This window comes from Mycetocola sp. CAN_C7 (assembly GCF_015752285.1).
Lineage (GTDB): Bacteria > Actinomycetota > Actinomycetes > Actinomycetales > Microbacteriaceae > Mycetocola_A.
Genome location: NZ_JADOUY010000001.1, coordinates 139,365 through 152,720 on the forward strand (window position 1 = coordinate 139,365; position 13,356 = coordinate 152,720).

At 65.6% G+C, this 13,356-nt stretch carries 10 protein-coding genes; all 10 read right to left on the reverse strand.

The annotated features are described in order from the left end of the window. Positions 1–10: 10 nt before the first annotated feature. The 10 genes from araA to IWX78_RS00635 all read right to left on the reverse strand — a co-directional run bounded on the left by araA (position 11) and on the right by IWX78_RS00635 (position 13,319). A complete protein-coding gene (araA, locus tag IWX78_RS00590) occupies positions 11–1,528 on the reverse strand; it encodes an L-arabinose isomerase (protein ID WP_196831465.1) in 1,518 nt (505 codons plus the stop codon). Beyond that, positions 1,521–2,255 carry an L-ribulose-5-phosphate 4-epimerase gene (locus IWX78_RS00595; protein WP_196831466.1) on the reverse strand — a complete coding sequence of 245 codons (735 nt, stop codon included), beginning with the start codon at positions 2,253–2,255 and terminating at the stop codon, positions 1,521–1,523. The genes araA and IWX78_RS00595 overlap by 8 nt, the downstream gene beginning before the upstream one ends. Continuing rightward, positions 2,252–3,931 carry a ribulokinase gene (gene araB, locus IWX78_RS00600; protein ID WP_196832062.1) on the reverse strand — a complete coding sequence of 560 codons (1,680 nt, stop codon included), beginning with the start codon at positions 3,929–3,931 and terminating at the stop codon, positions 2,252–2,254. The genes IWX78_RS00595 and araB overlap by 4 nt, the downstream gene beginning before the upstream one ends. Before the next feature lie 70 nt (positions 3,932–4,001). Next, entirely contained in the window at positions 4,002–5,321 is a 1,320-nt protein-coding gene (locus IWX78_RS00605; protein WP_196831467.1) for a sugar ABC transporter ATP-binding protein, read from the reverse strand. A gap of 57 nt (positions 5,322–5,378) precedes the next feature. After that, a complete protein-coding gene (gene mmsB, locus IWX78_RS00610; RefSeq protein ID WP_196831468.1) occupies positions 5,379–6,620 on the reverse strand; it encodes a multiple monosaccharide ABC transporter permease in 1,242 nt (413 codons plus the stop codon). 32 nt (positions 6,621–6,652) lie between these two features. After that, positions 6,653–8,182, reverse strand: coding sequence for a multiple monosaccharide ABC transporter ATP-binding protein (gene mmsA, locus IWX78_RS00615; RefSeq protein WP_196831469.1), 1,530 nt, complete (start codon positions 8,180–8,182; stop codon positions 6,653–6,655). 97 nt (positions 8,183–8,279) lie between these two features. Next, entirely contained in the window at positions 8,280–9,368 is a 1,089-nt protein-coding gene (gene chvE / locus IWX78_RS00620) for a multiple monosaccharide ABC transporter substrate-binding protein (RefSeq protein WP_196832063.1), read from the reverse strand. Between the two features lie 356 nt (positions 9,369–9,724). Beyond that, complete coding sequence (locus tag IWX78_RS00625; RefSeq protein ID WP_196831470.1) at positions 9,725–10,744, reverse strand: LacI family DNA-binding transcriptional regulator; 1,020 nt, start codon at positions 10,742–10,744, stop codon at positions 9,725–9,727. 196 nt (positions 10,745–10,940) lie between these two features. Then, complete coding sequence (locus tag IWX78_RS00630) at positions 10,941–12,359, reverse strand: MFS transporter (protein WP_442929198.1); 1,419 nt, start codon at positions 12,357–12,359, stop codon at positions 10,941–10,943. Between the two features lie 96 nt (positions 12,360–12,455). After that, positions 12,456–13,319, reverse strand: a complete 864-nt coding sequence (locus IWX78_RS00635; RefSeq protein WP_196831472.1) for an SDR family oxidoreductase — start codon at positions 13,317–13,319, stop codon at positions 12,456–12,458. Positions 13,320–13,356 lie beyond the last annotated feature (37 nt).

A 13,356-nucleotide genomic window follows, 5' to 3' on the forward strand; every position in this document is an offset into this window, starting at 1 on the left:
TCGACGAGGGCTAGAAGCCCTGCGCCAGGCGGTAGTAGGCGTTGTTCCAGCGCACCTCGCGGGAGAACCCGTCGAGGGTGGTGTCGTTGTCGATGACGAGCAGCTCGGTCTTCGCGATCTCTGCGAAATCACGGAAGACATCGAGCCCGACCGCGGTCGACATGACCGTGTGGTGTGCGGCCCCGGCGGTCAGCCAGGCTGCAGCTGAGGTCGAGAACGACGGCTGCGGCTTCCAGACGGCATGGCCGACAGGAAGGTTCGGCAGCGCTTCGGCCGGCTCGATCACGTCGACGACGTTCGCCACCAGGCGGAACCGGTCGCGCATGTCGCTCATCGCGACCACGATGGCCGGGCCCGGGTCGGTGCTGAACACGAGCCGCACCGGGTCGTCCTTGCCGCCGATGCCGAGCGGGTGGATCTCCAGCGTCGGTTTGGCCGAGCTGAGGCCCGGGCTGACCTCGAGCATGTGGGCGCCGAGGATCTGCTCCTCGCCGGGGACGAGGTGGTAGGTGTAGTCCTCCATGAGCGAGGCGCCGCCGGGCAGACCGGCCCCCATGACGGATGCCGCGCGCACGAGAATCGCGGTCTTCCAGTCCCCCTCGGCACCGAAACCGTAGCCCTCGGCCATGAGCCGCTGCACGGCGAGTCCTGGGAGTTGCTTGAGCGCGCCGAGGTCTTCGAACGAGGTCGTGAACGCGCCGAAGCCGCCCTCTTCGAGGAAGGACCGCAGTCCGATCTCGATCGCAGCACCATCGCGGAGCGATGCGTGGCGGTCGCCGCCCTTCCGCAGCTCGGGCACGACGTCGTAGAGCTCTTCGTACTCGGCCACGAGGGCGTCGATGTCGCTCTCGGAAGCCGCGGCGACGGCATCCGCCAGTTCGTTCACTCCCCAGGTGTTGACCTGAACGCCGAACTTCAGCTCGGCTTCGGTCTTGTCACCCTCGGTGACGGCGACGTAGCGCATGTTGTCACCGAAGCGGGCGAGCTTGAGCTCGTGGGTGGCTGCCCAGCCGGCGGCGGCGCGCATCCAGGTGCCGACCTGGGCGGTGACGGCCGGGTTCGAGACGTGGCCGACGACGGTCTTGCGCGAGACGCCGAGTCGGGTCTGGATGTAACCGAACTCCCGGTCGCCGTGTGCGGCCTGGTTGAGGTTCATGAAGTCGAAGTCGATCTCGCCCCACGGCAACGCCACGTTGGCCTGCGTGTGCAGGTGCAGCAGCGGCTTCGTCAGGGCGTCAAGGCCGGCGATCCACATCTTCGCGGGAGAGAAGGTGTGCATCCAGGCGATGAGGCCGATCACCGTGTCGTCGGCGTTCGCGTCGAGGGCCGCCCGGCGGATCGACTCGGAGTCCTTGAGCACGGGCTTCCAGACGACCTTCACCGGGATATCGGATGCCGCGCCGAGGACGCGGGCGATCTCCTGCGACTGGTCGGCGACCTGCTTGAGGGTCTCCTCGCCGTAGAGGTTCTGGCTTCCGGTGAGGAACCAGACTTCGTACTGGTCGAGTGAGGTGGTCAGCTTAGGCATTGGTGTCTCCTTGGGAGTCGGCGAGCGCGCCCTGCGGCGCCTGGCCGTAGACGTTCTGGTAGCGGTCGAAAAGGGAATCGATGGCGGGCTGGGGAATCGGAACGGCCTCACCGAGCTGGCGTGAGATGTGCACGGTGCGGGCGACGTCCTCGACCATGACGGCGGCCTTCACGGCATCCTTCGCGTCCTTGCCGATCGTGAATGGACCGTGGTTGGCCATGAGCACGGCACGGCTGCGGTGGCCGGCGAGCGTCTCGACGATGCCCCGGCCGATCGAGTCGTCTCCGATGATGGCGAACGGTCCGACGGGGATCTCGTCGCCGAACTCGTCGGCCATCGCCGTGATCACACACGGGATGGGTTCGTTGCGCGCCGCCCACGCCACCGCGTAGGTGGAGTGGGTGTGGACGACGCCGCCGACCTCGGGCATGTTGCGGTACACGTAGGCGTGGGCTGCCGTGTCGCTCGACGGGGAACGCTCTGAACCGGGGGTGCCGGGGATGACGGCGCCGTCGAGGTCGCAGAGGATCATGTTCTCCGGTGCCAGGTCGTCGTAGCTCACGCCGGACGGCTTGATCACGAAGAGGTCGGCGCCCGGAACTCGGCCGGAGACGTTGCCGCCGGTCCAGACGACGAGCCCATAGCGCACGAGTTCACCGTGAAGGCGGGACACGTCTGCCCTGACCCGGGCGATGGCGACCTCGATCTCAGGGGGGAAGGTGCTCACGCGAGTGCCTCCCGCTTCAGCTGACGCAACCGGTGCATGACGTCGTTGCCGCCGCGACCGAAGTAGTCGTGCAGTTCGCGGTACTCGGCGAAGAGGCGGTCGTATGAGGTCGCCGCCTCTTCATCCGGGGTGAACACGTTCTTGTTGACCTTGCCCATGGCCTGCCCGGCCGCCTGCACATCGGCGTACGCGCCCGCAGCGACCGCGGCATGGATGGCCGATCCGAGGGCGGGACCCTGGTCGCTCGCGATCGTGGAGATCGGCATCCGCAGGATGTTCGAGTAGGTCTGCATGAGGAAGGGGTTCTTCTGCAGTCCACCGGCGACGATGAACTCGGTGACGGGAACACCGGAGGCGTTGAAGGTCTCGACGATGACCCGGGTGCCGAATGCGGTGGCCTCGAACAGCGCGCGGTAGATCTCTTCGGCCCGCGTGGTGAGCGTGGTGCCGAGCACGACGCCGGAGAGCTCGTGGTCGACGAGGACAGAACGGTTTCCTGACTGCCAGTCGAGCGCGACGAGGCCGTGGCCGCCGACGGGCTGGTCCTGGATCAGGCTCGTCAGATACTGGTGGATGCTGAGGTCTGCTTCTTCCGCCGCCTCGTAGTACGAGGACGGAACCTGGTTCTTCACGTACCAGGCGAAGATGTCGCCGACACCGGACTGGCCGGCTTCGTAGCCATAGAGGCCGGACACGATGCCGCCGTCGACGACGCCGCACATGCCGGGGACCTCGACGAGCTTGTCGCTGTTCATGACGTGGCAGGTGGATGTTCCCATGATGGCGACCATCTGCCCGGGGAGCACCCCGCGCGCTGCGGGGGCTGCGACGTGGGCGTCGACGTTGCCGACGGCGACGGCAATGCCCTCAGGCAGTCCGGTCCAGGCTGCTGCCTCGGCCGACAGTCGGCCTGCGGCGTCTCCGAGCTGTCCGATCGGATGGTCGACCTTGGTCTCGACGAAGTCGGCGAAGTCGGGGTTGAGGGCGGCGAGGTAGTCGCGGCTCGGGTATTCACCGTCCTGATAGATGCCCTTGTAGCCCGCGGTGCAGGCGTTACGGACGTACTCGCCGGTGAGCTGCCAGACGATCCAGTCCGCGGCCTCGACCCAGTGGTCCATGCGGTTGTACAGTTCGGGATCTTCTTCGAGCAGCTGCAGCCCCTTCGCGAACTCCCACTCACTCGAGATGAGTCCGCCGTAGCGCGGCAGCCAGCTTTCACCGCGGGATGCCGCCAGCTCGGTGATGCGGTCCGCCTGGGGCTGGGCGGCGTGGTGCTTCCACAGCTTGACGTAGGCGTGCGGGCGGTCGGCGTACTCGGGCAGCTCGCTGAGTGGGGTGCCGTCTGCGAGGGTCGGCACCATGGTGCATGCCGTGAAGTCGGTTCCGAGACCGATGACGGATGCCGGGTCGATGCCGGCGATCTTCACAGCTTCGGGCACGGCGGTCCTGAGCACGTCGACGTAATCCTGCGGTACCTGGAGTGCCCAGTCCGGCGGCAGCGTCTTGCCGCTTGTGACGAGTGCGGTGTCCATGACGCCGTGCGGGTAGTCGAGGACCGCGCTGCCGAGCTCCGCGCCGTCCGACACTCGCACGACGACGGCGCGACCGGACAGGGTGCCGTAGTCGACCCCGATCACGTAGCGTTCCGTTTGCTGGTTGTCAGCTCGATCGGTCATCGTCTCGACTCCTTCGTCTTCGGGGTGCCCGCTGTCGCGCGCATTCTGGTCTGTCACGTCGTCCTCAATTCTAACGTTGTAATCCGGGTCGGATGCTGAGCGAGGCGAGTCCGCGGACGGTCGCCTCCTCGCGGGAAAGTTCTGCGGAGATGCGGGTGCGGCGCTGCACGAGGATACGGTCGCTCAACCCGACGAGCTGCGCGGCATCCGCTGCTTCGAGGAGGACGGCGGAACCGGCGGCGGCAATGGCTTCGATCAGCGCCCTGCGTTCGTCCCGGTCGGAGGGGCCGAGTCCTGAGAAGGGTTCGGTGATGAGGGTCACCCGCGGCGGGGTGACGGCCCAGCCTGCGAGGACCTCGTTCATGTCGGCGGTCGACGGTCGCGAACGGGAGCCGGGGAAAGCCGACAGCAGCATCGACGGCGCCTGGCGCGGCACATAGTTCCTGCGCGGGTCGATCAGCCCGGTTCGGGCGAGCCGGGCAAGGGATTCGCCCGAGACGCTGGTCGGGATGCCGCCGAGAAGGCCGACATCGTATGTCGGCGGATGCTCGGAGATGAAGAGCACACGTGCGGCGATCGCCTTCTCAACCGTGGACAGGTCGACGACGACCCCATCCAGACGGATGCTCCCACTCACGCGACCGCCGGACGACGCACCGAAGACGCCCAGGATCAGCGCTTCAGCTCCGGCGAGGCCGAGGATTTCTCCTGACCGGACGCTGAGCGATGCGCCCTCGATCACGGGTCGAGCACGATGGAGCGGGTGGGTCACCGTCAGATCGGAGACTTCGAGCACCACCGGCCCGAGGACGCGGTCGACCGGCCCGGGTGAGTTCTCGTCGCCGGTGAGCAGAGCGAGCAGCCGGTCCTGTTCGGATGGCGCAGCCGAGCCGACGGCGGAGCCGTTGCGCACGACAAGCACCGCGTCGACCGGCCGGGGCGCAACAGCAAGTTCGGCCAGCCCGGAAACGGCGACGAGCACCGTCGTCACAGCAGCGGCGCGCGCGACGGCGGCATACCAGCGTTCGGCATCGTCGGCGCCGAACGCGAGCGACCGGTCGTCGATGAGCACGGATCCCGGCCGTCGGGCCAGGGCCCGCGCGAGCTCCACGATGCGTTGCGCGACCACATCGAGGTCGAGGATCGGTGTCGCCGGGGAGACCGGCAGACCGACGAGCTCGAGAAGCTCGGTCGCACGCCGGGCGAGGTCCCGTTTGCGGAGAAAGAAGCCGCTCTCCCCCTCGGACCCGAGGAGGACGTTGTCGCCGACCGACTGGAACGGCACGGTGAGGGGCTCGGAACCGATCGACGGCGTCCCGCCGCTCGCGGGCAGGCCGCCGAGGACGGCGATCAGCCGCGCGCCGTCCGGCAGATCGCCGACGAAGGGCATCCGGTTCTCTTTCATCAGAAGAGCCCGGGGCCGCGGGAAGCGGCCCCGGGCGCCGTGTTACTTTCCGCCTGAGCGACGCTTGTTGTAGACGTCGAAAGCGACGGCGAGGAGCAGCACGAGACCCTTGACGGCCTGCTGCCACTCGATACCGAGGCCGAGGATCGACATTCCGTTGTTGAGGACACCGATGATCAGACCACCGATGATCGCGCCGCCGATGGTTCCGACACCACCCTGCACCGCAGCTCCACCGATGAACGCGGCCGAGATGGCCTCGAGCTCGAATCCGTCTCCGGCCTTCGGGCCGGCGAGGTTGAGGCGCGCGGTGAAGATCAGTCCGGCGAGAGCCGCGAGAACGCCCATGTTCACGAAGAGCAGGAAGTCGGTCTTGCGGGTCTTGATTCCCGAGAGCTCAGCGGCGTGACGGTTACCACCGATGGCGTAGACGTGACGGCCGAAGACGCTGCGATTCATGATGATGCCGTAGATGAGCACCAGGACGGCGAGCACGATCAGGGTGACCGGGATGCCCTTGTAGCTGGCGAGCGCGTAGGCGAAGAAGCCGATCGCGACCGTGATCAGAACGAGCTTCGCCACGAACCAGACGATCGGTTCGACGTCCTGGCCGTACTTCTGCCTGGCTGAGCGGGTGCGGAACTGGCCGACGATCAGCGCGACGACGGCGACGGCCGCGACGATGAGGGTGAGCGGATCGAGTTCGAGATCACCGAAAACGTCGCTGAGGAAGCCGTTGCCGAGTGCACGGTACTCGGTGGGGAACGAGCCGATGTTGGCGTTGCCGAGCACCACGAGTGCGAGCCCGCGGAAGATCAGCATGCCTGCGAGGGTCACGATGAACGCGGGTATGCCCACGTAGGCGATCCAGAAACCCTGCCAGACACCGACGAGGGCACCGATGCCGAGCGACATGATCACGGCGAGCCACCACGGGAGCCCCCAGCTCACGGCGAAGACGCCGGAGCAGGCGCCGACGAACGCGGCGACGGAGCCGACAGACAGGTCGATGTGCCCGGCGATGATGATCATCACCATGCCGATCGCCAGAACGAGGATGTACCCGTTCTGGACGATGAGGTTCGAGATGTTCTGCGGGCGCAGCAGGATGCCATCTGTCACGACGGCGAAGAACAGCACGACCACCAGGAGGGCGATGAAGATACCGTTTTTGCCGAGGTCGGACAGCAGGTGGCTGAGCCAGCTCGTGAACTTGTTCTCGGTGGGGTGGATTCCGCCGCCTGCAGCGGTTTCCTCGGTCACCGGGGTCTGGGTGTTTGACATGGTCGAGATTCTCCTTGGTGGTGCCGGGCGCGCTAGCGCGGCTTTTCCATGGTCATGAGCTTGAGAAGGGATTCCGGGTTTGCTTCCTCGATCGGGAGCTGGCCCGTGATCCGGCCCTCACTGAGGGCGTAGATCCGGTCACAGATTCCGAGGAGCTCCGGCAGTTCGCTGGAGATGACGATCACGCCTTTGCCTTCGGCGGCGAGGGCGTTGATGATCGCGTAGATCTCGTACTTGGCGCCCACGTCGATGCCACGGGTGGGCTCGTCGAGGATGAGGACCTCGGGGTCGGCGTAGATCCACTTGGAGAGCACGACCTTCTGCTGGTTGCCACCGGACAGCTTGCCGGTCTTGGCCAGAACGTTCGGCGCCTTGATGTTCATGCTCGTGCGGTAACCGTTGGCGACTTTGTACTCTTCGTTGTCGTTCACGAGCCCGTTCGATGACAGCTTGTCGAGCGACGCGAGAGAGATGTTGCGCTTGATGTCTTCGAGCAGGTTGAGGCCGTAGTACTTGCGGTCCTCGGTGGCGTACGCCAGGCCGTTCTTGATGGCCTCTGACACGGAGCGGGTCTTGATCTCCTTCCCCCGCATGAACACCTTGCCGGTGATGCGTGAGCCATAGCTGTGCCCGAACAGGCTCATCGCGAACTCGGTCCGACCGGCGCCCATGAGCCCGGCGATGCCGACGATCTCACCGGCCCGGACGTTGATGCTCACGTCGTCGACGACGACGCGCGTGGGGTCCTGGGGGTGATGGGCGGTCCAGTCCTCGACCCGGAGGATCTCGTCGCCGATGTTCGGCGTGTGATCCGGGTACCGGTGCTCGAGGTCGCGGCCGACCATGTCCTTGATGATGCGCTCTTCGGTGACATCCGTCTTCTGAATCGTCTCGATCGTCTTACCGTCACGGATCACGGTGACCGTGTCTGCGACCTTCTTGATCTCGTTGAGCTTGTGGCTGATGATGATCGACGTGATTCCCTGCTCCTTGAGGTGCAGGATCAGGTCGAGCAGGTGATCGGAGTCTTCGTCGTTCAGTGCGGCGGTCGGCTCATCGAGGATGAGGAGCTTCACTCGCTTCGACAGCGCCTTGGCGATTTCGACCAGTTGCTGCTTGCCCACCCCGATGTTGAGGATCTTGGTGGTCGGGTTCTCTTTGAGACCGACCCTGGCCAGCAGCGACGCGGCTTCCTGGTTGGTCTTGTTCCAGTCGATGAGACCGAACGGGCCGGTCTGCTCGTTGTTCAGGAAGATGTTCTCGGCGATCGAGAGATAGGGGCTGAGGGCGAGCTCCTGGTGGATGATGACGATGCCCTTGGCCTCCGAGTCCCGGATGTCCTTGAACTCGACGGTCTCGTCTTCGAAGACGATGTCACCCGTGTATGTGCCGTGGGGGTAGACGCCCGAGAGCACTTTCATGAGCGTCGACTTGCCTGCGCCGTTCTCACCGCAGATGGCGTGGACGGTGCCCCGCTCAACGTCGAGTGTGACGTCGGACAGTGCCTTGACACCGGGGAACGTCTTGGTGATGCTGCGCATCTCAAGGATGTTTGTGGTCACTTTCGCACCTTCTCCATACCGAATACCTGCTTCATTGCTGGCTGCACGCCGGTGGGGGAGAATCTACTCCCCCACCGACGTGAGCTGTGGATCGGATCTAGCCGATCTCTTCTTCGGTCCAGTAGCCGGAGTCGACCAGAACCTCTGTGATGTTGTCCTTGACGACGATCTGCGAGTCGAGGAGGTAGGACGGAACAACGAACGAACCGTTGTCGTAGTCCTCGGTGTTGTTGACCTCGGGCTCTTCGTCGTTCAGAACGGCAACCGTCATCTCGACCGCGGCCGTTGCCAGCTTGCGGGTGTCCTTGAAGATGGTTGCGAACTGCTCGCCGGAGTTGATGGCCTTGACCGAGTCGAGCTCAGCGTCCTGACCCGAGATGATCGGCCATTCTTCACCGGTGGCGTAACCGGCGTCGGTCAGCGCCGAGATGATGCCTCGTGAGATGCCGTCGTACGGCGAGAGAACGCCGTCGACCTGCGTGCCGTCCGAGTAGCTCGAGGTGAGGATGTTCTCCATGCGCTTCTGGGCGGTTTCGCCGTCCCAGCGGAGCGTGGCAGCCTGCTCGAAGCTCGTCTGGCCGCTCTTGACAACGAGCGTGCCTGCGTCGATGAACGGCTTCAGGGTGTCCTGAGCGCCGTCCCAGAAGAAGGTGGCGTTGTTGTCGTCGGGCGAACCGGCGAACATCTCGATGTTGAACGGACCCTCAGGAGCGCCGTCGACCGGTGCACCTTCGAGGTCGACGAGGCCGAGGCCGTTGAGCACCGAGTTGGCCTGCTGAACGCCGACCTTGTAGTTGTCGAACGACGCGTAGTAGCTCACGTTCTCGGTGTCGCGGATGAGACGGTCGTATGCGATGACGGGGATGTCGGCGTCAGCGGCGTCCTGGAGGACCTGCGTCAGCGTCGTGCCGTCGATCGAAGCGATGATCAGGGCTTCTGCGCCCTTGGTGATCATGTTTTCGATCTGCGAGACCTGGGTGGGGATGTCGTCTTCTGCGTACTGCAGGTCGACCTTGAAGCCCTCGGCCTCGAGCTGCTCCTTGACGGCGTCGCCGTCCTGGATCCAGCGCTCGCTGGACTTGGTCGGCATGGCAACGCCGACGAGCTGGCCTGAGCCTGCTCCTTCGCCGTCTCCGCCTGAGCCGCCTGAGCCGCCCTGCGAGCACGCTGCGAGCGACACGACCATTGCGCCGGCCGCGAGTGTCGCGATGAGAATCTTCTTCACTGTGTTTTACCTCTCTGTAATCGTTGCCATGGACGTCTTTGTCGCCTGAGATCTCAGACAGGGGGGTGGTGTTCCGCGTGAGCAGGCTGCGTCCATGAATGCCGTGCTCGATCCGGCTGCCGAAGCAGGGCCGGGGTTGCGGGTAACCGCGAAAAGGTGTGGGGACTCCTTCGTCACTGTCGCTCTCGGTTGTGTCGAGGGCGGCGTTCCAATGTGACCGTTCACATTGTCGTCACATGTTACTCAGAAAACTCTGGTCTGTGTCAAGTTGAAAGATCTCGGTTTGGTAACCGTGGTCGCGCCGGCCGTCCGGGTCATCAGAACGACGGCGGCCCGGTCGACGCCCGCACGATCAGCTCCGGCTGGATCCGGTGGGTGTACTCGGCCGCAGAGTCCCCCATCGTGCCCAGCAGCTGGGCGACGCACCGACGGCCGAGTTCTGGGAAGTCCTGCCGGACGGTCGTGAGCGGCGGCCAGAAGTGTGCGGCCTCAGGGATGTCGTCGAAACCGACGATCGAGACGTCGTGCGGAACATCCTGCCCTGCGTCGCGGATGGCGTGCATGAGCCCGAGCGCCATCTGGTCGTTCGACGAGAAGATGGCGGTGAAGTCGCGGACCCGCATCAGCTCGCGTCCGGCGTAGTAGCCGAACTCGGCTGACCAGTCGCCGAGGATCGGCGCGGTGGTCGGCACGTCCTGTGCGTTCATCTCCTCGAGGAAGCCGCGCATCCGCGCCTCGGCCTCGATCCAGTCCTGCGGGCCGGCGAGGTGGTAGATGTTCCTGTGCCCGCGCTCGATGAGATGGCGGGTGGCGAGCCTCGCTCCTGCGACCTGGTCGACGGCGATCACGTGGTCGTCGTTGCCCTCGCTCGTGTTCATGGTGATGAACGGCACACGGAGGTCGAGGTTGGAGATCGCCCGGAATACGCGCACCTGAGGCGCGATGATCACGAGTCCCTCGATGCCCTGGGTGTTGAGGTGGTCGAGTGCTGTGATGATGGACGCTTCGTCTGTCGACGTGATGTTCGCTGTCGATACGAGGTAGCCGGCATCCTGCGCAGCGCTTTCGATGCTCTGGATGATGCTCGACGGCCCGTATTGCGAGCGCTGCGACGCCAGGACGCCCAGGGTGCGCGAGCGGCTGGTGACGAGTGCCCTGGCGGCTCGGTTGGGGCGGTACTGCAGCTCGTTCATGACGTCGAGCACGCGCTGCTTCGTGGACTCACGGATGCTCGGGTGATCGTTGAGAACGCGGGAGACAGTCTGATGGCTGACTCCGGCGAGGCGAGCGACGTCGCGGATGTTCGGCGCTTTGCCTCTGTCGACGTTGTCTGTCACCGGAACACCCTTGACTCCATGTGCACGGTCACATCCGCGCAATAACGTCAATTATGCACGCCCGATCGTCGATCGCCACCGTCGAGCAGAGACGGAAGAGACGGATGTGACGGAGATGTGACAAGACCGAACCGGTGTCACATGCTGTCACATCGGGCTGTGCGAGCGGCGCTGCCGAGCGTCGGCTCGTTCTCGGTCACCGCCCGGAGGAGGCGCCCACCCGGCGTCCGTCGCCGACCCGGGAGCCGATGGCGACCGCCCCGCAGCCGACCAGCGCGGCAAGTGCGAAGCATCCGGCGAACGGCCAGACACCCCCGATGCCCAGCAGTGACGCGAACACGATCCCGGTCGACGCCAGTGCCAGCGCACCGCCGAGCGAATCGGAGATCGAGAGGGCAGAACTGTTGAAGCCCTGGTCGCGTTCACTTGAATACGCGAGGGTGAGCACGCTCAGCCGGGGATACATGAGACCCATGCCTGCGCCGCCGAACAACCAGCCGACGATGAGGATCGCGGGAGACAGCGCGGCGGCGGTCGTGACCAGGGCGGCGAGGATCGAGAACAGCACGAGCACGGAACCGATCCCCATCGCGCGGGGGTGGGTGAGCGCGTCGCCGAGCCGGCCCTGCAGCCAGGAAGCACCCGCCCAGGTGAGTGCAGCACCGGTGAGCGCGAGCCCGGCGAACGCGGGTGAGAAGGCGTAGCGCTCGGTGAGGAGGTAGGGGATGTACACCTCGGCTCCGAAGAACGCAGCAGCGATGAGGCCTCGCACGAGGATCACCGTCGGCAGCCCCCGCGCGGCCGGAAGAGTGCCGGATGGGACAAGGGTCCGCACGGCAAAGAGGGCGACGGCAACGGCCGTAAGGGCACCGAGCCAGACGAACGGACCGTCGAGCTGTACAGACAGGTTCAGACCGAGCACAGCGAGGGCGGCGAGGACCGCCCAGACGATCGGCTGAACGGCCCAGCGCGGCCGATTCACGATTCGGGGCCCGCCGGACAGCATCCGCAGTGCCGGCACCACCATGAGCATGGCCAGGAGGACCAGTCCGACCACACCGAGGAACACCCAGTGCCAGCTCGTCAGCTCGGCGACGACACCGGCGGCGAACGGCCCGATCAGCGATGGAATGACCCACGCCGCGGCGAAACCGGCGAAGATCTTCGCGTGCAGGTCCGGCGGATAGATTCGGGCGACGACGACGTAGAGAGCGACGTTCATCGCCCCGGAGCCGAGCCCCTGCACCAGTCGACCGGCGACGAGCATCGCCATGTCTGTCGCCGTCCCCGCGATGAGGAGCCCGGCGATGAACACGGCAACCGACGTGATCAGCGGGGCGATCGGGCCGTTGCGATCCGACCAGTTACCAGCGACGACCATGCCGACGACGCCCGAAGCGAGCGGACCCGCGAATGCGAGGGCATAGAGCTCGGCGCCGTCGAGGTCGGCGCTGACGAGCGGCATGATCGTCGTCACTGCGAGCGATTCGAAGGCTGACAGGAAGACGAGGGCGCAGGTCCCGATCGTCACCCAGAGGTATCTGGCCGAGAAGATGCCACGCGCATCCGGCCCCCTGCTGGCGGATGCTTCGCGCAGCCTGGCGTCTGAGGTCACGATTCCGAGCTTAACCCGTTCACGGCACCTAGGCATCCGTCCCGGTCGGGCGGATTCCGCACCGCGTGGGGTGCGGCATCCACCCGACCGATGTCGCTAGATGGGTGAACCGCCGGAGACCACGAGCGTCGCACCGCTGGTGTAGCTGGCGTCATTGCTCGCAAGGTACACGTACGACCCGGCGATCTCGGCCGGCTGCCCCGGGCGCCCGTATGGGGTGTCGCTGCCGAACTCGGTGAGGCTGTCTGCGTCGGACGAGTCCGGCTGCAGGTTCGTCCAGAACGGACCGGGGGCAACAGAATTCACCCGGATGCCGCGGGGCGCCAGCTGCTGGGCCAGCGCCTTGGTGAAGGTGACGATCGCACCCTTCGTCGCCGCGTAGTCGAGCTTGTCCGCCGAGGGCTGGTTGGCCTGGACGCTGCTCGTCGTGATGATGCTGCCGCCAGCAGGGATGTGCTCGAGTGCGGCCTTGGTGAGCCAGTACAGCGAGTACACGTTCGTACGGAAGGTCAGGTCGATCTGCTCCGTGTCGAGGTCGAGGATGTCGTCGACGTTGTTCTGGTATCCGGCAACCATGACGAGGGTGTCGAGTCCGCCGAGGGTGTCCGCGGCGCTTGCGATGGCATCCGCACATTCCTTCTCGTCTGAGATGTCGACCTTCAGAGCCGCAGCGGTGACGCCGGTTTTCTTGAGGACCTCGAGTGCTTCGGCGGCGCCGTCTTCGTCGCTGTGGAAGGTGAAGACGACGTCTGCTCCTTCGCGCGCGAAGGCGATGGCCGTCGCGCGGCCGAGGCCGGAATTGCCGCCGGTGATGAACACGCGACGACCGGCGAGCCGGCCGTTGCCGCGGTAGGTGTCTTCACCGTGGTCGGGGTTGGGTGACATCACCGGCTCGTCGCCGGAGTCGTCGATCGAGAACGGAGGCCGGGGGTACTGGTCGAGAGGATTGGAGAAGCTCATACTTCAGTACATCGGTGCGGCAGGCCGGGAGTCCAGC

What these genes read in the sequence shown, in the direction of transcription:
- araA (WP_196831465.1), bottom strand. Translation starts at nt 1,528, where the DNA reads ATGCCTAAGCTGACCACCTCACTCGACCAGTACGAAGTCTGGTTCCTC.
- araB (WP_196832062.1), bottom strand. Translation starts at nt 3,931, where the DNA reads ATGACCGATCGAGCTGACAACCAGCAAACGGAACGCTACGTGATCGGG.
- IWX78_RS00605 (WP_196831467.1), bottom strand. Translation starts at nt 5,321, where the DNA reads ATGCCCTTCGTCGGCGATCTGCCGGACGGCGCGCGGCTGATCGCCGTC.
- mmsB (WP_196831468.1), bottom strand. Translation starts at nt 6,620, where the DNA reads ATGTCAAACACCCAGACCCCGGTGACCGAGGAAACCGCTGCAGGCGGC.
- chvE (WP_196832063.1), bottom strand. Translation starts at nt 9,368, where the DNA reads ATGGTCGTGTCGCTCGCAGCGTGCTCGCAGGGCGGCTCAGGCGGCTCA.
- IWX78_RS00635 (WP_196831472.1), bottom strand. Translation starts at nt 13,319, where the DNA reads ATGAGCTTCTCCAATCCTCTCGACCAGTACCCCCGGCCTCCGTTCTCG.